A 20,911-nucleotide genomic window follows, 5' to 3' on the forward strand; every position below is an offset into this window, starting at 1 on the left:
CTATCGTTCAAAGCCTCTACCTCGCCTGTCAGAACTATTGCCATGATTTGTGTGAGACAGATTTAGCGGCTGATTGGTTATGGCAACTAAATTGTCCAAATTGGTCGGTAGTGGCAAATCAGCGGGCTGAGAGCGGCCACTACTCATACCCGTAACCTCTCCAGGGTTTTCCTTCGCCCTGGATCGCTCCACCCGCTCAATCAGCCGATCCAAATCTTCCGAGGCATATAGCCGCAGCTCTCGCTTCACCCGGCTCACCGCCACATAAAAGCTCTCCCGCGCCACATGACGGTCCAACGCCCCAATCACCCGCTCCGCCGACTTGCCCTGGGCTGCATAGGTGGTACTGACCAGCGCATAATCCAAATGAGCTAGCTCTGAACTCTCGAAACACCCCACCTCCCCTCGCCCGCAGCGAATCATCACCTGCCCCTCCTCCAAGCCCACCACCTCAAACTCCTGGCCATTGCGTCGTCCCAGGGCATGGTCATTGCGCGTCCACCGTAGGCGATCGCCCACTGCAATCTCCATCTCCTCCACCTCATAAACCGACTTCCGCCGGATCTGGGCTGGATCCACCTGCAACGCTGCCCCCGATTGTCCCCGCAGCATTAGCCCATTACTGTGGCTATCCGTCGCCAGCACCTCGTAACGCTGCCCTTTCTCCAACCCCAGCCGCTTGTAGTTGGCCTGGGGAATCAGCACATTTCCCGGTTGAAAATGGTGGGCATAGCCCGCCTGGGTCTCTGTCAAATCTCTCGCCTTCAGCCGCTTTACCGTTAGGCTTTGGCCCAAAGTGCCTTCTGCCTTTAGGCCCTCTCGCACTAGCTGGGTGATCGCGAGCCGCTCCTGGTTGGTACCCGCCAGCAGCAAGGTCTTATTTCGTTCGCCTGGGGTCAGGGCGAGATAGTCGCGGGCGATCGCCGCTGCCCTCGCCTCCTGACTACTCACCTGCTGAATATACGGCTTCAACTGCTGCACCCCCGCCGCAATTTCCCCAGCGGCAATCAGGTCAACCCCCACCTTGATCTGCTGATTCTTCTGCCGCAGCGACTGGGTTAGGTAGGCCGTCGCCATCCCCGCATGTTGCAAACTCTTGAACGGGTTCCCCGCCTCCACCGCCGACAGCTGTCGGGTATCTCCCACCAAAACCACTCGGGCCTGCTCCGCCTGGGCCTTGGTCACCAGGGCTAGCGCATCCTTGGCGCTCAAGAGCCCTGCCTCGTCTACGACCCAAACCTCAGGCTGAGCCGGGTTCGGTTCAGCCTGTTGAGCACACAGCAACGCCGCCACCGTTTCCACCGGCTGAATCTGAGCCGAGTCGCCCAACGCCTTCGCTGCCTCCGCACTGGGGGCAAAGCCCCGGACGGTATAGCCCTGCGACTCCGCTATCTGGCGAAACTGATTTAGGGCGTAGCTCTTCCCCGCCCCGGCGACACCCTGCCAGGCGATGACGCGATCGCGGGTGGTGGCCGCCAACATCACGCCCTGCACCTGCCCCTCGGTCAGCCCCTGATCGCGCAGATGGGCTTCCACTAGAGCTGGGGTGGCAATACTCCCCACCTCTCCCCGCCCCTCCAGCACCGTGCGAATGGTCTCCAACTCGCGCAGCACCGCCGTCTGGGTGGTCAGCCGCTGGTCATGGGTATGAATCACCTCTGGATCGGTATCCAAGGTCTGCTGCACCTCATCAAAGCACTGCTGTCCCAGATGGTTTTCCAGGGCAAACCGCTCTACCTGCTCGCGATTAAATACCGCCTCCCGCTCAGCGCAGTGGGTCAGCCCGGCTTGAGTGGCCCGCTTCGGCTGGCTCTGCCAGTCCAGCATCTGGGCTTGAGGGTGCTTCAGATTCAACGCCTGGGCCTGCTGCTGCCAGTAGGTGCGCAGCTCTTCCCGAGGGATTTCCTTGCCCTTGGGCGCACGGGTCATCAGCGTCGCCAGCTCTCGCGCCTGGGCCGTCGCGTTCTCCTCCACCGCCGCCAGAATTTGCTCCCGCCGTTTGGAGAAGGTCTGGAGGTCGTCGGGTCGATACCCCCGGAGTTCAAATTGACCGTTCGCCCTGGGCTCAATGCTATAGCCCAGCCGCTGCACCTCTACTGCCAACTCGTTCTGGTAAATCATCCCCAACAGCTTTTGCTGCTTGAAGAGGATGTCGTTATGGAGCGACTGCCAACGTCTGTTAGCGAGCTGCGTGGCATTGATCACGACGCAATGGGTGTGCAGCTGCGGATCTTTCTCGCGGGAGGTATCGTGGTGGAACTGGGCGACGATCAGGTTGCCGGTGCCAATCGCCTGCCGTCCATCCGGCGTCCGCACCCGCGTTTGGGCATAGCGCTCCTCGATGATGGCCAGGGTACGCACCACCGCTGTGCGATGGGCCTGCTCGATCGCTGCATTTCCCCCGACCAGAGCCGCCAAGCTGATGCTCTTCGGCGCACTAAAGGTTAAATCTAGCCCGGCCCGATGACGCTCCGGATCGATCTTTCGACCCGATAGGGTTTGGTGCCCCTGGGGATGAGAGCCATAGAGCAGATTTTTGAAGTCACCCCCCTGCACCTGGCCCGATAGCCCCAGGCTCTTGGCACCCTGGCCCCACCAACTTGAATGGGCCTGGTTCTCCTCGCTGGTGTAGTAGTTCTCGGCGGTGTAGTAGGTTTCGCCCTGGTTGGCGCTGATCACCGTCAGGCTGAGCATGGCTGACCTCCTAGCCTTCTACCAGGCCCTGGCGCTTGCGGATTTCCTGAATCAGCGCCTTGCGATTTTCCAGCGCTTGCGGCCCTCGGGCATTGGCCTGCTCTAGGGCGATAGTCTCCAGCAAAATCTGTAGCCCTTGGAACTGCACTTGTAGCAGCTCCATTCGAGCCTTCAGGTCATCTACCTGCCGTTCCAGCTCGCGGCGCTGCTGACCGTCGCGCATCATCAGGCGAATGATGCTGGCGGCGGGTAGACCCAGCCGATTGGCCTCTTTCTCGACGATCGCTGCCTCTTCGAGGGGCAGCGAGACGCTAAATCCTTTACCCATGAGCTTTTCCGTGAATTCGTCAGTGATTCGTAAACGACCGGCCATTGGCTCCCATGACTGGAACCCCTGCTAATGCTGGGTTTCAGCAACCCCCTGGCCCAGGGCTGGGCGTGGTGTGTGAAACGCGGAGCTACGAAACGCAGTGGAGTGGCGTAGCCCCCAGGGCAGCCCATCAGGCTTTTGCCGGGGCATTCCCTGGGGAGAATACAAGGGGCAACAATCTCTGTTTTAGCCCACAGAATATGTCGGTTCTGCTCAGCTCGGAGAGCTGCAAAGTTTGTTTTTATTCATCAGTCTATTGATTGGAATCGGCACCCTAAAAAAGGAGAAGTCGTGAATAAGTCGTTATCAAGTCGTGAATGATTGAGTGATTCCAGGCTTGCCTTGGGTTCTGGATAGGCAAGTCGTTATCAAGTCGTGAATAAGCCGTGAATAAGCCGTGAATGAAATTTACCAGTCATCAAAACAATGATGGATTTTGCTGAAGATAACAATTCAGTCGTTATTAAGTCGTGAATAAAAACGACAACCCAGAATACAGATATCGATCAACCAGCTTGAAGACATTCTTTGCTTCTCAAGCTGTTGATTAAACGCTGTCATTGGCATTCAAACTATGACCCAAATCATCCAGACCTATATCGATATGGGCAGCTCTGCCACCAAGTGCCTCTACTGGCAGGGCCAGCCCTACCTGCTGCACCTCGACCCCCAGGTGGCTCGATTAAACCCCGCTCGGCTCGACCGGCTGATGCTGGGCGGGCTGACCAGCCAGGAACCGGAGGACAGCGCCTATGTGATGGTGGGTAATAGTGCTTATGCCATTGGGGCGTTAGCGATCGCCCAAAAAGGTGACTCGGGTCTGGCTCTGCCGAAGCGCGATCGCGCCGTCTACAAAATCTTGGCTACCCTCGGCGTCATTGCAGAGAAAACTCTGGCAGCCCAGGACTCCGACAGTTCGGGTTGTGAGTTCACTGCCCAACTGGGCCTGCTGCTGCCGCTGGAAGAATATTGGCAAGACCGCAAGGAGCTGAAGGGTCAGATTCTGGGAGCCATTTCAGACTTCAGCTTTCGGGGCCGGGCTTTGTTTGGGCAATTAGATCGCATCGAGATGCAACCAGAGGGGGCCGGGCTTTACCTAGCCAAGGGGTTGCAGCTGGCCAGAGCTGGGGTAGGGATTCGCGATTCTACCGTCGTTGTCCTGATGTTTGGCCACCGCAATCTCTCCATCCTCACCTTCGAGAAAGGCAGCACGCCCCAGGAAACCAACAGCACCTCCCAGGGGCCGGGGTTTGTGGAATACCTAAAGCAATGTGCCACTGAACTGCCAGGAGTCGCTCCCGATGATCCGGCTCTGCTGGAAGCAATCTTGCAGGGGCACCCCACCTTCCACGTCCCAGGCCGCAAGGAAGCCCTCGACCTGGCCAAGGCCTGTAGCTATGCTCGGGAGTTCTATCTGGATCGGGTGAATCAGTTCCTGGTGGAGTGGCTGCCCTCAGCTGAAGTAGAGGTAATTGTCGGCGGGGGTGCTGCCTACTTTATTCGGCCAGAACTGGAACAGTTTTTTGACCAGCGCGGGCTGGCTCAGCAGATCACTTGGGCCGAGGCCCTGCGACATGAGATGACCGATGTGCTGCGAGGCCAGGAGGGCACGGCGGAACCCGACTTGATCACCAGTGTCCGCTGGGCCGATGTCTATGGGTTGTTCAAAACGTTCATGTACAGCGCCAAGCCAACCCAAACTCGCTAGCACCAAACTCTCCCCAGTTGCAGCAACGATAAGGACTCAGAGGAATGACCCAAACGTCAGAAACAAAGGCCCGGATTCAGTATTCCAGCCGAGATGAGCTAGATGTGGCGGTGATTGGCTACTGCCGGGGGCGATCGCGCCATGACCTCCATGCCCGTATGCGATCAGCATTGAATGGCTGCTATGGGCCATTTGCCATGGCAGCGGTTCATGCTCCCCAGGATGAAATTCGGCGGCAGGCTGTGCGATCAATTCAGCAGTTGACAACTCAGATTCTAGAAATCAAGGAACAGTTTCTGCCGGAGTTGGAAGCCTTCGATGATTCGATAACGCCACCCAAGGTAGCTCTCCCACTGGTTGGGCCAAACCCACGACATTTACCATCGGCCAATAGCTCCCTAGCATCCACCCCAACAGCACCCATCAAAACCTTGCCTGACCCAGGGCCGGTGGATCAGCCACTGCGGGAGTTCTTGGGAGATGATGCCGCCATCATGGCGGGACTGAATCCCTTCATCAATGACTTGACGTGACTCCGCCGCGCCCCAGAAGACCTATCCCCGTTGACCGACAGACCCAGGAGCAGATCGCGGGGACGGCGGTGCTGCTCCTGGAGCGGTTTTGCCAGGGGCAGCACCGGGGGCAGCGGGTGTTTGAGGGCAAGCAGTTCTACACGATTGTGGAGCGGGGGCGCGATCTGAATATCGAGTTCAGGGGCGATGCTCACCACCTGCCAGAGACGATTCTCACGTTACGGACTCAGCGGAATAATGGACAGACGCTCTACGAAATTGAGTCTTGGCTGACCCAGGCAGATGTCCAGCGATTTGCCATCATTCGGCAGGAGCTACACAAAGAGCTGGGGGATCGTCAAATGTCCTCAAGGCAAACTGACGGATCAGTTCTAAGTTGACGTATCATGACCTAAAAGTTGTCACCCGTGCATACTCACGCTCTTGCCATGATAGCCGCTAAAACCCCAACCAGACGACACTGGGAACTGTTCAAGGCTTACAAGGCTAGGATTTCAAGACGCATGGAGCCGGAAGAGTTCCTTGAGTACTGGGTTGTCACCTACGACGAATTAGCGGAATTATGCGGGCGCTCTAAGAGCACCGTGGCCCACTGGTTCTCGCAGGGAGAGCATCGCCGCGAGCCATCCGAGGCAGATAAGCGGCGACTGGCTGAAGTTCATGCTCTTTGGAGCCAGTTTGAAAACGAACCCTCCCACCTCCGGGAGATTTGGGAACGAAAGCGAAAGCGAAAACGAGATTAGATGTTGTCATCTGTGCATTGATTTGTTGCCCTGACGGCAACTTCAAAACTATCGTGGTCTTAAAGCGACTTAGTCCACTGGGCACAGCTAGAACGCTTAGTATCCTCAAAACCCTTTAGTACTCCTCACCTGGTGAAGCACAATGACCCAACCTCCGGCTAGCTATCCAAAGGATCCCCGCTCTCCGCTTTTGCCCATTGCTATAGAAGATGTACCGTCTGGGCGAGAACCGCTACGCCATCTGCTGATTGGCTCTCCGAGGGGTGTTACGAGCACCATCCATAATCTCTATGGGCTCGGCTATGCCGAAGTGGGAATATGGAGCCCGCTCCTACCTACCCCTAATCCTGGGGAGGTCATGTCTATTCTGACTCGTTATATTCTTCCTTAAGAAAGCATGTAAATAAAGGAAGCTTTCCTGCTAATTGTTGTCAGCCACGGTCGTTTCTTTATGCTTTCGGCAACAGCACTTTCAGCATGATAGTGCCTGGAGAACGATGCTCGTCGTTTTCTGGGCGTTAACCGTTTAACTCGTAGTAATCCTGAGGGTTCTGCGCTTCTAAACGGACGACCGGTGGATGAATAACAGGTTGATAGACTGAGAATATGCTGCCCTGACCTACATCACTTTTTATGGTGAGATGTCCCTTGTGATGTTGCGCGATCGCCTTGGCAATTGCTAACCCCAACCCAGTGCCGCCAGTTTTGCGAGAGCGATCGCTGTCAACCCGATAAAAGCGCTCAAAAATGCGGCTTTGCTCAGCTGCTGGAATGCCAATGCCCGTATCTTTGACGGCAATGATCGCCATGCGATCGCCGTAAGGCTTAGCAAAGCTATCGCGAGCCTCTAAACTTACCAGCACCGATCCCCCTGGAGAGGTGTACTGGATGGCGTTGGCCATTAAGTTGGAGACGAGCCGGTAGAGTTGAGACTCATGCCCCAAAACATAAATCTCAGCGTCGGGAAGGTGATGGGCTAGGTGAATGTCTGAGGCCGCCGCCAGTTCCGAGAACTCTTCAGTTAAATCAGCAATCAAATCATTCAGGCAGCAGGGCTTAAACGATTTGGGGGAGGTGTCTTGCTCCAGGCTGGTCAGCAACAGTAAGTCGGCGACCAAGTGGCTGAGGCGACGGCCCTGGCGCTCTACGGTCTGGAGCATGGGCGAAACATCTTGCTGCTGAGCAGGTGGTAGCCGAAGGATGGCTTCCACGGTTGCAAGCAGGCTGGCAAGGGGCGATCGCAGCTCGTGGGCGGCATCGGCGGTAAACTGCTGCTGCCGTTGATACGACTGGTAAATGGGCTGCATGGCTAGACCCGCCAGCCCCCAACTAGAGGCCGCGACCAGACCCAGCGCTATTGGCAACCCCACCGTCAAAATCCACCGGATGCGTCTAACCTCGGCATCAAAGGGGGCCAAGGTGCGCCCAATTTGCATGTAGCCCCAGGAGGGATGATTATGGCCATCGGTACTGGTGGGATGGGCATCGGCACTGTGCAAAATGGTGGTGAACTGGCGATAGCGAGTGCCGCTGTCGCTTTGCAGGGTTTGCCACGGGGCAGGGTTTACAGTTTGGGGCAGCGGCAAGGGCTGATTAGGCGAAAAGGCCAGCAGGTCGCCATGGTGGTCGAACAGGCGAATGTAGTAGCTGCTGCGATCGCTGATGCCAATGGTATGGCGCTGAATCACCGTAGGCTGGGGAGCGCAGACCTGCCCGGCCACACACAGGTCAGGAAAAATTTGCTGCAAAACAACAGTCGGATCTGCCGACGGGGGCAGCATGGGTTCTAGGCTGTCGTGGAGCGTTCCGGCGATCGATTCAATTTCTCGCTCTAGGGCCGCCGAGTTGGCCTGAATTAGCGCCCGGTAGATCCCCAGCCCCGCCAGGCCAAGAATCCCCGCCATCACCCCGGCGTACCAGAGGGCCAAGCGGGTGCGACTGCGACGAAAGAGCTGCTGGCTATTCATGGGCGGCTAAAGGGAAGAGTTAAAACGATAGCCTTGACCAGGAATGGTCTCGATCGGGCAGGTACAGCCATGCTTGGCTAGCTTGCGGCGCAACAGGCGAATTTGGGCGGCCACCACATTGCTCACTGGCTCATCGTCCAAATCCCACAGTTGATAGCGAATTTTGCTGCCGGGAATGATGCGATCGCAGTTTTGCATCAAATACGCCAGTACCTGAAACTCCTTCAGCGTTAATGCAATGCTCTGGGCAGGCTGATCGGAATGCGCCACCAATAGGGTCGTGTTGGCATCATCTAAGGTAAACGAACCAACGGTTAGGGTTTGGGGCTGTAGCTGGGGCGAGCGCCGCTGAATTGCCCGCAGCCGCGCCAGCAGCTCCTCCATCACAAAGGGTTTAACCAAGTAGTCATCGGCTCCGGCGTCTAGCCCCGTGACGCGATTTTCGGGCTGGCCCAGGGCAGTCAGCATTAGTACGGGCAAGGGGTTTTGGTGTGACCTGAGCCGTTGGCATAGCTCCAGCCCAGACAGCTCGGGCAACAGCCAATCGATAATGGCTAAGGTGTAGTCTGTCCACTGGTTTTCAAGGCAGTACCAGGCCTGGGCACCATCGGTCACCCAGTCCACCACATACTTCTCACCCATCAAGACCTGCTTAATCGCCAGTCCCAAATCCTCCTCATCTTCCACCAGCAAAATTCGCATAGCCTCAGGCACACAGTTTACGACGTTGATCTTACAGAACGACCCGCCGTTTCACCTCGATTTCATCGGCGCTCTGGCAGACTACGACCGACCGTAGCCAAATTTCGGAGTGAGGAACCATGCGTTACACCCAAAAGCCTTTTCTAGAAGCCGCTCTAATTTCTGTTCTGTTGCTAGCGGTGCCCAAAGCCGCGATCTCTCACGTGGGCCACGGTGATGAATTTCAGGCCGAAGGCGGCATCAACCGAGTCGAGGTCAAGGCTGAGACCGACTCCCTATTGGGCATTGAGGTTAACCCCATTGAGTCTGCCGCCGATGGCAGCGCTGCCGTGCTGATTCCGGTGACGGCTCTGGTGGATGACGCCGGTCAGCAGCTCGTCTTCGTGCAGTATGGCAATTTTTATGAGCCGGTGCCGGTGACGACCGGTGCGACCCAGGGCGACCTGATTGAAGTCACCGATGGGCTGTCGGTAGGGGAGCAGCTTGTCACCCAAGGTAGCCTATCGCTCTATGCGGAGTCGCGCAAAACCCAGACCGCTGAAGCTGCCCCGACCGCAGCCGTTCCGGCAACCGATACGGCCCACGCTCAGGCCGATGCCCAAGGCACTCCCCACAGCCATGATACGGCGGGCAATCTTGCTCCACCTAGTGAAGCAGTTCTCGCAGCGGGTGAGCTGGCTCAGGCGAGCGAAACCGCTGCACCCTCTAGGAGTTTCCCCTGGGGGCTTGTAGTCGGTGTAACGTCAGCGGCTGCCGTAGTCACTGGGGCGATGACCTTTTTAAGCAGCGGTCGCAAAAAGAAGAGCCGCTTTTCCGATGGCACCTATTCGGGCAAACGAGGAGGCTACTAACCTGGGTCGTTTCTCTGCATCAATGTCTCAGCAATAGATGGTCGCGCAGCTCTCTGGACTGCGATGCAAACGAGACGTTTGCGCGACGGGCGGTATCTTTTTTCTCAGAAATTACCTTCGATGTTTAACTCACTTCTGAACCAGACTCTCAAAAATTCCATTGCCCAGCGGTGGTTTATTGTGGCCGCTGCCATTGCGGTGACCATCTGGGGCGTTTTCAGCCTCACCCAGATGCCGCTGGATGTGTTTCCCGAGTTTGCGCCGCCCCAGGTCGATATTCACACCGAAGCCCCTGGACTGGCCCCCGAGGAAGTTGAAACCCAAATCACCGTGCCCATTGAAAGCGTGGTGAATGGCCTGCCAGGGGTGACTACCGTGCGCTCTTCGTCGAAGGTGGGGCTGTCGATGGTGCAGGTGGTTTTTGACCAGGAGGCCGATATCGCCCAGGCGCGGCAGTCGGTCACCGAACGCCTGCAACAGGCGAGCAGTCAGCTGCCGGTGACGGCCCACACCCCTGAGCTATCGCCCCTGGCCTCGCCCCTAGGCACAATTTTGATGTATTCCTTTACGCTCAATGGCCAGGGCCAGACCTCGATGCTGGATCTGCGCCGTTTGGTAGACAGCACCCTCAGCCAGCAGATTTTGTCGGTGCCGGGGGTGACGCAGGTGACTGTCTACGGCGGTGACGAACGGCAAGAGAAGGTGCTGGTAGACCCCGATCAACTGCGAGCCCGTAATGTCGCCCTCAACGAGGTCACCGACGCAGCCCAAGGCGCGAACTCCAACGCCCCCGGCGGCTTTTTGATCGGCGGTGGACAGGAGCTGCTGGTGCGCGGCCTAGGCCAGGTGCAGTCGATCACAGACCTTCAGCAGTCGGTGGTCAAGGTCGAAAATGGCGAACCCATTCTGCTGCAAGACGTGGCCGAGGTGCAGACCGGGGCCGCTCTGAAGCGGGGCGATGCCAGTTTTAACGGCCAGCCCGCCATCGTGCTGATGATCAACAAGCAGCCCGATGTGGATACCCCCACGGTGACTCGGGCGGTAGAAGCGGTGATCGCCGATTTGCAGCGCACCTTCCCGCCCGACGTGCAGATGGCCCGCACCTTCCGCCAGTCAAACTTCATCGACTCGGCCATTGGCAACGTCAGCACCTCGCTGATCGAGGGCATCATCATCGTCTCGGTGATCATGCTGCTGTTTTTGATGAACTGGCGCACGGCGATCATCACCCTCAGCGCCATTCCACTGTCGCTGCTGATCGGCCTGATGTTTATGAAAGCCTTTGGCCTGGGCATCAACACCATGACTCTGGGCGGTCTGGTGGTGGCCATTGGCTCGGTGGTCGATGACTCGATTGTGGATATGGAGAACTGCTATCGGGGTCTGCGCACCAACCAGGCCCAGGGCGACCCCAAGCACCCCTTCCAGGTGGTCTACGACACCTCGGTGCAGGTGCGGCTGGCGGTGATTTTTTCCACGGTGATTATCGTGGTGGTGTTTGCGCCAATCTTTAGTTTGACCGGGGTGGAAGGGCGAATTTTTGCGCCGATGGGTCTGGCTTACCTACTTTCCATTGCGGCCTCTACCCTAGTGGCAATGACCCTGTCGCCCGCCCTCTGTGCCATTCTGCTGGCCAACCAAACTTTGCCCCAGGAAGGCACGTTCGTGTCGCGCTGGGCCGAGCGGCTCTACCGTCCGCTATTGAACCTGTCGATGCGGGCACCTCAGCTCATTCTGGCGCTGGCGCTGGCGGCGCTGATGGCGACCCTGGCGATTGTGCCGTCGTTAGGGCGAGTGTTTTTGCCAGAGTTTCAGGAGAAATCCCTGGTCAACTCCATGGTGCTATTCCCCGGTGTGTCGCTGGATATTACCAATCGGGCTGGGATAGCGCTGGCCACAACGCTGCAAGACAATCCCCTCTACGAGTGGGTGCAGGTGCGGGCGGGACGGGCTCCTGGCGATGCCGATGGGGCCGGGGTGAACATGGCCCACGTCGATGTGGAACTCAGTGACCTGGCCCTAGAAGACCGAGAGGCCAGTGTGCAACAACTGCGGGAGGCGTTTCTGGCGCTGCCAGGTGTGGCTCCGAATATTGGTGGGTTTATCTCTCATCGCATGGATGAGGTGCTGTCGGGGGTGAGAAGTGCGATCGCGATCAAAATCTTTGGCCCCGACCTGGCGGAACTGCGCCGCATCGGCGAACAGGTGCGCGACCTGATTGAACCGATCGCAGGGGTAGTAGACCTCCAGCTAGAACCGCAGTTGCCCATTCGCCAGGTGCAGATCCAGTACGATCGCACGGCGGCAGCGGGCTATGGCCTGAGCATGGCGGCGATCTCCGATGTGGTGGAAACAGCGCTGAACGGTCGGGTGGTCTCCCAAGTGCCGGAAGGCCAGCAGCTCGTCAACATTGCCGTCGGTCTGCAAGAGTCGGCCCGCAACAACCTGGATGCCATTCGCGCTATCCCCATTAGCACTCCCACGGGCGAGACGATTTCTCTGGGGGATGTGGCCGCCGTTGACTATGGCATGGGGGCCAACGTGGTGAACCGGGAAGACGTGTCGCGGCTGATTGTGGTCTCGGCCAACGTGGCCGAGCGCGACCTGGGCAGCGTGGTGGGCGATATTCAGGCCCAGATTCAGCAGAGTGTGCAATTGCCCAATGGCTACTTCATCCAGTACGGCGGCCAGTTTGAGTCAGAGCAGCGGGCCACGAGCAACCTGCTGGTCTACAGCATTTTGGCGGCGATCGCGATCGCAGTCCTAATGTTCTTCTCGGTCAAGTCGTTGCCCGCCACCGTTGCCATCATGATTAACCTGCCTCTGGCGCTGGTGGGAGGTATTATCTCGATTCTGCTGACTGGGGGCGTGATGTCCATCGCCTCGCTGATTGGCTTTATCACGCTGTTTGGTGTGGCGGTGCGTAATGGTCTGTTGCTGGTGGACAACTACAACAGCAAATTTGCCCAGGGTATGCCGCTCAAGGATGTCATCGTCGGCGGATCGCTCGACCGGGTCAACGCCATTTTGATGACGGCGCTGACCTCGGCGTTGGGAATGCTGCCCTTGGCGATCGCCAGTGGGGCTGGGAATGAGATTCTGCAACCGTTGGCGATCGTGGTTTTGGGTGGCCTGTTTACCTCGACGGCGCTGACGCTGCTGGTGATTCCGGCGATCTACGCCAAGTTTGGTAAGTGGCTGATGCCAAAACGAAAGCAGACTGCCTTGGAGGTTGCGATCGCTGTCGCGGCGTCGCATTCTACCGCCGGGTTAAGGCAGTAGCTTGGTTAGAACTCTGTTCGAGGCGCGATCTGCTTAGCTTTCTGAGCCGCAAACCGCGCCTTTTTTAACCCAATCAACCTTTCCTCAATATGCCCCCCAGGGGGATGCATTAGAGTGGTAGCTCAAAGGTCATCGCCTGCCTTGTCAAGCCCTGTAAACCTCATGATTCAAGCTCCTCGGCTGTTCCAATGTCTTAGAAACCCTACCTTTGCCCGCCTCTACACAGCCCAAACTATTAACCTGGTTGGCGATGCCCTGACCTGGTTAGGGCTGGCACTACTCGCCTTTGAACTAGCGGGTGAAAACGCCGGGCTAATTTTGTCAGGGGCGCTCACCCTACGAGTTGCGGCCTACGTCGTGCTCTCACCGCTGGCGGGGGCGATCGCCGATCGCGTTGACCGCAAGCGCATCATGGTTATCACCCATTTAGCGCGGATGGTGATTGTTTGTCTGCTGCCCTTTGTCACCCAGATCTGGCACATTTACGCGATCGTGTTGGCCCTAAACCTGTTCTCTGCCTTTTTTACGCCCACCTATACCGCCACCATTCCCTTGATCGCCACCCAAGAGGAGTACCCCACTGCGATCGCTCTTTCCAGTGCCACCTATCAGCTATTGGGTGTGCTCGGCCCCGGTTTAGCCGGTAGCATTGCCGCTTTTGTGGGCATCCGGCAGGTGTTTTTTCTGGATGGCATCACCTTTTTGATTGCTGCTATTTTGGTCATTACTCTGCCAGGGCAGCTGATGGTTGCCCAACGCCAGCAGGAGCCTAGAACAGTCCGCAGAACGCTACAGGATATTCGCATGGGCACCACCTGCTTACTCAGCGATCCACCGATCAGATATGCCTTGGCCATGCAGTTGGTGGCGGCGATCGCTGGGGCCGCCATCCTGGTCAACACCGTTGGGTATGTTCAGGGTACCCTTCAACTGGGCAAGCTGGAATACGGCTGGGTCATGGCCGCCTTTGGGCTGGGGGCAACCCTTGCGTCAATTAGCCTAGGCACCGTCAACCCTGGACAGAAACAGACGGTACTCACTGGCCTGGGGGCGGCTCTGATTACCCTGGCTCTCTTGCCCGCAAACTGGGCTAGCCTGAGCGGGCTATTACTGTTGTGGGCCGTCGCAGGCGTGGGGCAAACCCTCGTCAATGTGCCGACCCAAACCTTAATTGCCGATCGGGTTGATGTTGACATTCAAGGCCGAGTCTACGGTGCTCACTTTGCCTGGAGCCATCTGTGGTGGGCGTTCTCCTATCCCCTGACTGGATGGATGGGGAGCCATTTTTCTACGGCTACTTTTCTGGGTAGCAGCCTAGTGGGGGTGGCGGTTTGGGGCATTGCTCAGCTCGTTTTTCGCCCCGCAGCGCAGCCCAAGGTGACCAGTGGGCTGTGGCATGACCATAACCACACCCACGATGAAGCGCATCAGCATCGCCACAGGCGCAATCAAATAGTTAGAAACGCTCATAGTCATCTTCACTTCCATCACACCCTCTAGTCAAACCTTTGCGTGATCGGCTAAATAGCCTGCCAGGTCAACGGGTTCCTTCAAGTTTCAATTTCATTTTGGTTTCATGGTCAGATGCTAAGGTCTTAGGTTGAAGAGAATGATCACTGGCTGTCACCCTCTTTTCCGGTAGCCTGAGCAACTGTCCATGCGAATTTTGCTGGTTGAAGATGAGCCCGACTTGGGGCGAGCGATTAAGCGCACGCTGACCCAAGAAGCCTACGTAGTGGACTGGGTACAGTCTGGGGATGAAGCGCTGACCTACCTGGAGAGCAGCACTGTCACTTACGTGCTGGGAGTACTTGACTGGATGTTGCCAGGACTAACGGGACTGGAGATCTGTCGCTGGTTACGGGCGCGGCAGAATGCTCTCCCGATTCTTATGCTGACTGCCAACGATCGCATTGAAGATCGCATTGCGGGGCTCGATGCCGGAGCCGACGACTACCTTATCAAACCCTTTAGCATGGATGAGCTGCTGGCCCGATTGCGGGCTTTGAGACGACGCCCTGCCGACTTCAAGCCAGCCCAAATTCAAGTTGGGCCGCTAACGCTAGACTGCGATCGCAGAATTGCCCTGCTGCCCAGCGACACCGCCGCTGAGCAGGCAATCGATCTGACCCAAAAAGAATTTCAGCTCCTGCAATATTTAATGGAGCACCCTGACCAGATTCTCACCCAAGAGCAGGTGCTCAACCAGCTGTGGGAATTTGGCTCCGAACCGATCAGCAACGTGGTAGCGGCCCAGGTGCGGCTGCTGCGCCGTAAGCTGGGGCAGCATGGCTATGACCACATGATTGAAACCGTCTATGGCATGGGATACCGGTTTAAAGCTGAATAGACTGTTTCGCCGCAGCCGCTGGCAGCTCACTGGCTGGTATACGGGGGTGATGGCCGTCGTGCTGGCAATCAGCGCCCTGGGCATGTATGAGGCGATCGCCCATGCCCATCGGGTAGCCGCCGATCGCGAGCTAAAATCAGTCGCCGAAGCCGTTCACGACAACCTAGAGAAATCGCTCACGGCCAAAGGTCAGATCGAGAGCGGTTCCTCTGATCTGCTGCCAAGCCTTTGCCTCACCGGAGATCCCTGCCTGGCCCCCTTTGAGCACAGCCAGAACCACTATCACCCCGATGACCTGTACTCCGGCAATTACTATATCCGGGTGCTAGGCACTGATGGAACATTAGTTGCGACCGCTGGCGACTATCCCCTAGGACTGCCCAGCCCCGATGGGGCTTCCCTTTGGCAAAGCCTGCGCGATGGGTCGGGGCAGCCCTACCGCCAGATTATTCTGCCTCTGTATGCCCTTGATGATCAGCAACTGGTGGGTCGTGTGGTGGTAGGTCGTTCGCTCAATGACTTTGCCGCCTACCTTGCCACGGTTCGTTGGAATATGGCGTTAGGTCTACCGATTGTTCTGGCGCTCACTGCGGTCGCTGGGTGGTGGCTGGCGGGGGTAGCCCTAGAACCAGTGCAAATGTCATACCGCAACATCCAACAATTCACTGCCGATGCCGCTCACGAGTTGAGAACCCCCCTCTCTGCGGTTCAGGCCACCACCGAGTCAGTGATTCGGCTGCCAGAAATCTCAGATGCCGAGGCCCGCGATACCCTCCAGGTGATTGCCCGCCAAAACCATCGCCTCACCCGCTTAGTCAGCGACCTGCTGCTGCTCTCCCGGCTCGATATTCAAACCTCAATGCCCGGCTTGGCCTGCTGCCTGCAAGACGTGCTGAGCGATATTGAGGAGGAAATGGCGGCGCTATCGATCGCTAAGGGCATTTACCTCTGGCTCGATCAGCCTGCGGCCCCGCCTCTGACAGTGATTGGTCACGAAGAGCAGCTTTACCGCCTGGTGCTGAATGTGGTCAGCAATGCCCTACAGCACACTCCTGCCAACGGCAAAGTCACCATCCGCCTCAGAGCCGTGGATAAGCACGCCCTGATTGCCGTAGAAAATACGGGGGTGGGCATTCACCCCGACGATCAGCCTCGAATTTTTGATCGCTTTTACCGCATTGAAAAAGATCGATCGCGCCAGAGCGGCGGAGCGGGGCTGGGTCTGTCGATCGCGCTGGCGATCGCCCAGGCTCATGGGGGCAGCATTCACGTTAAGAGCGCCGTCTCAAAGGGCAGCACCTTTACCATTAAGCTTCCCCTCACCAGTGCGGGCATGCCCCTAGGCCAGCTTCGCTAGGTTAGGCCTCGACCGCATTATTGTGGTGATTTTTCTGCGCTCTCAAGTTAGCCTTCTCTGGCTATTGAGTCAGAGGGATGTTAGGCATCGCCAGGATCTAAAGAAGTAATACTTTTCATCCTGGTTTCATATTCATTCGTCAGGCTATAGCTATACCAAGTTCAGATCGAGATCTGTGGTTTTCCTACAGACAAAGCTTCATTTCTGAGCTGGGCTGAGCTTTGTAAAGGAATTCCATCTTTCTATTCAATAAGGAAAAAGGCCTAGGCACTTCTAATCGATGGCGTATCGCACAATCGAGTATAGAGAGACACAAAATGGCCCACGATCATACGCATCACTCTAAAACACATCATGGCCATGTAGGCCACGGCTCTTCTTCTGTCCATGATAAGCATGCTGGTCATAGCCCTGAGATTTTCCGCAGACGGTTTTTTGTCTGCCTGGTGCTGACCCTACCAGTTCTGTATTTTTCGCCTTCTTTTCAACAGTGGTTTGGCTATCAGGCCATTCAGTTTCCTGGATCTGAGTTAGTGAGTCCTCTTTTAAGTGTGGTGATCTATGGCTATGGCGGCTGGGTATTTTTAAGGGGTGCCTGGATTGAGCTACAGGGCAAAATCGGGATGATGACCCTGGTTGCCTTAGCGATTACAGTTGCATTTGTCTACAGTCTGGCTGTTTCTTTTGGGCTAGAGGGTGAGCCATTCTACTGGGAGTTAGCCACCTTGGTCACCATCATGTTGTTAGGCCATTGGATAGAAATGGCCTCGGTGCAAGGGGCTAGCCGCGCCCTAGAGCACCTAGCGAATCTGGTACCAGCAACAGCCCATCGGTTTAGGGCAGGCAAGATCGAGGAGGTTTCTGTCGAGAATTTGCAGCCTAGCGATACCATTCTCGTCAGACCCGGCGAACAAATCCCGATTGATGGCGAGGTGGTTGAAGGAGCCTCTAGCGTTAACGAAGCATTTTTGACTGGTGAGTCTCGTCCTGTCATCAAACAGGTCGGAGACGAAGCCGTAGGTGGCTCTGTCAATGGCGAAGGAGCACTCACCTTAAAAATCATTCGGACAGGCGAGCAGACGACGCTGAGCCAAATCATGCGTCTGGTAGAAGAGGCACAGTCATCGCGAAGCCGATATCAGGCTCTAGCGGATCAACTGGCCTATTGGCTGACCTTGACTGCGATCGGAGTCGGCGTACTGACCTTTGTGGTTTGGCTGTCGGTAGGCCCATCATTGACCTTTGCGATTAATCGGGCCGTAACCGTACTCGTTATCACCTGTCCCCATGCCTTAGGCTTGGCCATTCCCCTAGTAATTGTCAATGCCACGTCCCTATCGGCAAAGCATGGCATCTTAGTGCGGAACCGTGAAGCGTTTGAACGGGCACGTCAGATTCAGGTAATCGCCTTCGATAAAACGGGTACCTTAACCGAGGGTAAATTTGGGGTTCGCCATATTTTCACAGACGCTGTGGATGAACCAAATGCGCTGGCGATCGCAGCCTCACTAGAAACCTTTTCAGAGCATCCGCTAGGAGCAGCCATTGTGCGGGAAGCAGAAGCCAGGCAAACCAAGTTGCCTGGTAGCACGGACTTTCGAGCTGTGGCTGGCAAAGGGGTCGAGGGTACAGTAAACGGACGTCGCTATCGGGTTGGGCGACCTGAGTGGGCCGAAGAACTGGCGCTATCGGTGGCAGACTCGCTACAGGCCGGGCTAGTGACCATTGAGCAGCGTGGAGAAAGCGCGATCGCGCTGATGGACGACACGCAACTCCTGGCACTGTTTGGGCTGGCCGATAAAGTCCGTGCTCAATCTCGCCGGGCGATCGAGCAGCTACAGTCCATGGGATTGGAGGTCGTCATGATCACGGGCGATGCTGAAGCCGTCGCTAAATCAGTGGCCGATGAGTTGGGCATTGATCGCTACTATGCCCGAGTCTTACCGCAAGATAAGGCATCTCTCATCCGCAAACTGAAATCAGAAAAGCCCGTTGCGTTTGTCGGCGATGGCATCAATGATGCACCAGCCATGCTTGAAGCCAACTTAGCTCTCGCCATTGGGGCTGGCACCAACGTTGCGATTGAATCTGCCGATCTGGTCTTAATCAAGAGCGATCCAATCGATGCAACCTATGCTTTAAAACTGGCCAAAGCAACTTACGGCAAGATGATCCAAAACTTGTTTTGGGCAACCGGCTACAACGTAGTTGGCATTCCGCTTGCAGCTGGAGTCGCTTATCCTTTCGGCATTCTACTAACCCCAGCCGTAGGGGCAATTTTCATGAGCGTTTCAACTGTCGTAGTGTCTATCAATGCGATGTTGCTGCGCCGAGTCAAACTATAAATGCATTGTTTACTAAGGTAAATCATTATGCAGATGAGCACGCTCAAAATAGAAGGAATGATGTGCAGTGGATGTGGCGAAATTATTGAGAGGGCAGCCGAAAAAATTCCTGGCATTGAAAAATGCACAGTCGAGTTTTCCAAAAGTCAGGCTACGGTTGTTTACGATCCTCAATTGGTGAGCATAGAAACTATGCAGAGGGCTCTGGCAGGGGTTGGATATAGCACCCAGATTGTAGAGAATTCTTCTGTCGCTTGAGTCGATCAATATGCCGAACGACTGAAAATCAAATTAAGTGAGGCAATAATAAACCTATGATCAACGACTCTTCGACAAGTTTTTGGTGGCGATCTCCCTCCGGCATTGCGCTGCTAGCATTTCTAGGAATTGCCGCATTCTTTCTATTCACCGAGCATCTCGCTCACATTATTCCTGTGTTGCCGTGGCTGTTTCTATTGGCCTGCCCCTTAATGCATGTCTTTATGCACGGTGGCTCAGGAGGACATCACGGGCATAGCCGCCACAATTCGCCTCAAGGAGATGAGAAATGAGTAACACTCCTGCCTATGGTCTTTGGTCGTTGGTGATTATTAATTCTCTAGTGTTCATCATTTTTGCGTTTAGCTTTACGAAGCCAAAGAGTGCTCGTGATTGGCGATCGTTTGGGGTATTTTCTGCCTTCATCGTCGCGCTTTTCACCGAAATGTATGGCATTCCTGTCACCGTCTATCTGCTTTCAGGCTGGCTACAGAGCCGCTATCCTAGCTTAGACCCTCTATCCCACGATGCCGGACATCTCTGGTGGACAATTTTAGGACTCGGAGGCAACCCTCACTTTAACCCTATTCACCTGCTTAGCAATTTAGTAGTTTTGAGTGGGTTCATCCTGTTATCTTCTGCTTGGAGAGTACTCTATGGGGCGCAGCAAAACCATCAGCTCGCGATCACCGGCCCCTACTCAAGGGTACGACATCCTCAATATGGTGCATTTGTCTTGATCATGTTTGGATTCTTGCTGCAATGGCCCACTATTCTGACGCTGCCGATGTTTCCCTTTTTAGTCTGGATGTATGTCCGTTTAGCCCATCAAGAAGAGCGTGAAGCCTTGACGGAATTTGGCGAGGAATATGCCCAGTATGCGGCCAGGGTACCTGCCTTTTTCCCACATTTTGGTGCCGCTGACAGGCAAGGTGAAGACTTCCCACATGTGTAATTACAGGAGTAACCATTATGGAAGGCAACAAAATGGATCGTAAGACATGGCTATCTGGTTCAATGGGCTTAATCGTTCTATTCGGGAGCTGCTGTGAAGTCTGGCAACGGTCTTGCTTCTAACTCAGCTTGTGCAGTAACCAAACCGTTGTCTCGAATGTCAGAAATTAGCCACTCCATCTCGTTGATCTCTCGGCGCTGGGCCTCGATGATGCCATCGGCCAGTTCGCGCACCCGCAGATCTTGGATCTGGGCTCGCTCGCTGGTCAAGATGGCAATTGAGTGGTGAGGAATCATACCTTCCATATAATCGACGTCACTCACCGTAACTTGGCTGCGCACCAGCCATAGCGAAGCCCCAAATAGCACAATGGCACTTACATAGATGGCAATATTAGCACTGCGACTCTTGTACATGTGCAGCATGTAAGACAGCATAATCACCATCATCGCAGCCCCCATGATCAGCGCCATGAAGACCCGCGTTTCACTAAACCAAGCATGGTCGAGAATTTGATAGGAATGCAGATACATTAGGAAGAACATCACAACGATTGATGTTCCAATCATTGCCAGGAACCGGAGATAACTACCTGATATTTCCTGATTATGGCCAGCATCTGCGTGGTCTTTGGTGATTTCTTTATTAGTAGTCATGATCTTGCTGTTTGTGTAGAGGTATGTAGAAGTGAAAAAGTGAAGAAGCTTTCTACAGAGCTTTCCTAAACCGAAAAGCTCTATCTAAAAGCTAGCCAGCATCACGTGATCTATTTCCATGGGATGCTATGACCTCAGCG

The 20,911-nt window shown here is 55.9% G+C and carries 18 protein-coding genes; 13 read left to right on the forward strand and 5 right to left on the reverse strand.

Going from position 1 to position 20,911, the window contains the following annotated elements; translation table 11 throughout:
• Together mobF and VB780_RS00095 are read right to left on the reverse strand one after the other, a co-directional pair.
• Complete coding sequence (gene mobF / locus VB780_RS00090) at positions 1-2,694, reverse strand: MobF family relaxase (RefSeq protein WP_323349098.1); 2,694 nt, start codon at positions 2,692-2,694, stop codon at positions 1-3.
• 10 nt (positions 2,695-2,704) lie between these two features.
• On the reverse strand, positions 2,705-3,022 hold the full coding sequence (locus VB780_RS00095) for a hypothetical protein (RefSeq protein WP_035985554.1): 318 nt from the start codon (positions 3,020-3,022) through the stop codon (positions 2,705-2,707).
• Between the two features lie 616 nt (positions 3,023-3,638).
• Here VB780_RS00095 and VB780_RS00100 point away from each other — a divergent pair.
• From VB780_RS00100 to VB780_RS00115, 4 genes are all read left to right on the forward strand, one after another.
• On the forward strand, positions 3,639-4,772 hold the full coding sequence (locus tag VB780_RS00100) for a ParM/StbA family protein (RefSeq protein WP_323349099.1): 1,134 nt from the start codon (positions 3,639-3,641) through the stop codon (positions 4,770-4,772).
• Positions 4,773-4,816: 44 nt separating this feature from the next.
• Positions 4,817-5,305: a hypothetical protein gene (locus VB780_RS00105; protein ID WP_323349100.1), complete on the forward strand. Its 489-nt coding sequence runs from the start codon at positions 4,817-4,819 to the stop codon at positions 5,303-5,305.
• On the forward strand, positions 5,302-5,685 hold the full coding sequence (locus tag VB780_RS00110) for a hypothetical protein (RefSeq protein ID WP_323349101.1): 384 nt from the start codon (positions 5,302-5,304) through the stop codon (positions 5,683-5,685). Before VB780_RS00105 ends, VB780_RS00110 begins: the two co-directional genes overlap by 4 nt.
• 123 nt (positions 5,686-5,808) lie before the next feature.
• Positions 5,809-6,048 (forward strand): hypothetical protein, encoded by a 240-nt coding sequence (locus VB780_RS00115; protein ID WP_035989033.1) that lies wholly within the window; start codon positions 5,809-5,811, stop codon positions 6,046-6,048.
• 518 nt (positions 6,049-6,566) lie between these two features.
• Here VB780_RS00115 and rppB (VB780_RS00120) read toward each other — a convergent pair.
• Both rppB (VB780_RS00120) and rppA (VB780_RS00125) read right to left on the reverse strand, forming a co-directional pair.
• Positions 6,567-8,015 (reverse strand): two-component system sensor histidine kinase RppB, encoded by a 1,449-nt coding sequence (gene rppB / locus VB780_RS00120; protein ID WP_323349102.1) that lies wholly within the window; start codon positions 8,013-8,015, stop codon positions 6,567-6,569.
• 6 nt (positions 8,016-8,021) lie between these two features.
• The gene (rppA, locus tag VB780_RS00125; RefSeq protein WP_323349103.1) at positions 8,022-8,717 is read right to left on the reverse strand and encodes a two-component system response regulator RppA; all 696 of its coding nucleotides are present in this window, start codon (positions 8,715-8,717) and stop codon (positions 8,022-8,024) included.
• Between the two features lie 119 nt (positions 8,718-8,836).
• On the opposite strand from rppA (VB780_RS00125), the gene VB780_RS00130 reads away from it, so the two are divergent.
• The 9 genes from VB780_RS00130 (at position 8,837) to VB780_RS00170 (ending at position 20,115) form a co-directional block, all read left to right on the forward strand.
• The gene (locus VB780_RS00130) at positions 8,837-9,568 is read left to right on the forward strand and encodes a cobalt transporter (protein ID WP_323349104.1); all 732 of its coding nucleotides are present in this window, start codon (positions 8,837-8,839) and stop codon (positions 9,566-9,568) included.
• Between the two features lie 120 nt (positions 9,569-9,688).
• Positions 9,689-12,850 (forward strand): efflux RND transporter permease subunit, encoded by a 3,162-nt coding sequence (locus VB780_RS00135; protein WP_323349105.1) that lies wholly within the window; start codon positions 9,689-9,691, stop codon positions 12,848-12,850.
• A gap of 162 nt (positions 12,851-13,012) precedes the next feature.
• Positions 13,013-14,350, forward strand: a complete 1,338-nt coding sequence (locus tag VB780_RS00140) for an MFS transporter (RefSeq protein ID WP_323349106.1) — start codon at positions 13,013-13,015, stop codon at positions 14,348-14,350.
• Positions 14,351-14,507: 157 nt separating this feature from the next.
• Positions 14,508-15,200 carry a two-component system response regulator RppA gene (rppA, locus tag VB780_RS00145; protein WP_323349107.1) on the forward strand — a complete coding sequence of 231 codons (693 nt, stop codon included), beginning with the start codon at positions 14,508-14,510 and terminating at the stop codon, positions 15,198-15,200.
• On the forward strand, positions 15,169-16,557 hold the full coding sequence (gene rppB, locus VB780_RS00150; protein ID WP_323349108.1) for a two-component system sensor histidine kinase RppB: 1,389 nt from the start codon (positions 15,169-15,171) through the stop codon (positions 16,555-16,557). Before rppA (VB780_RS00145) ends, rppB (VB780_RS00150) begins: the two co-directional genes overlap by 32 nt.
• Before the next feature lie 317 nt (positions 16,558-16,874).
• Positions 16,875-18,902 carry a heavy metal translocating P-type ATPase gene (locus VB780_RS00155; protein WP_323349109.1) on the forward strand — a complete coding sequence of 676 codons (2,028 nt, stop codon included), beginning with the start codon at positions 16,875-16,877 and terminating at the stop codon, positions 18,900-18,902.
• Between the two features lie 27 nt (positions 18,903-18,929).
• Positions 18,930-19,160: a heavy-metal-associated domain-containing protein gene (locus VB780_RS00160; RefSeq protein WP_323349110.1), complete on the forward strand. Its 231-nt coding sequence runs from the start codon at positions 18,930-18,932 to the stop codon at positions 19,158-19,160.
• A 56-nt stretch (positions 19,161-19,216) separates the two neighbouring features.
• Positions 19,217-19,453: a DUF2933 domain-containing protein gene (locus tag VB780_RS00165; protein ID WP_323349111.1), complete on the forward strand. Its 237-nt coding sequence runs from the start codon at positions 19,217-19,219 to the stop codon at positions 19,451-19,453.
• The gene (locus tag VB780_RS00170; RefSeq protein WP_323349112.1) at positions 19,450-20,115 is read left to right on the forward strand and encodes a methyltransferase family protein; all 666 of its coding nucleotides are present in this window, start codon (positions 19,450-19,452) and stop codon (positions 20,113-20,115) included. Before VB780_RS00165 ends, VB780_RS00170 begins: the two co-directional genes overlap by 4 nt.
• A gap of 77 nt (positions 20,116-20,192) precedes the next feature.
• Here VB780_RS00170 and VB780_RS00175 read toward each other — a convergent pair whose 3' ends face one another.
• Positions 20,193-20,771 carry a DUF305 domain-containing protein gene (locus tag VB780_RS00175; protein ID WP_323349113.1) on the reverse strand — a complete coding sequence of 193 codons (579 nt, stop codon included), beginning with the start codon at positions 20,769-20,771 and terminating at the stop codon, positions 20,193-20,195.
• Positions 20,772-20,911 lie beyond the last annotated feature (140 nt).

Origin of the sequence: Leptolyngbya sp. CCNP1308, assembly GCF_034932455.1 — a bacterium.
Taxonomy (GTDB): Bacteria; Cyanobacteriota; Cyanobacteriia; order Phormidesmidales; family Phormidesmidaceae; genus Nodosilinea.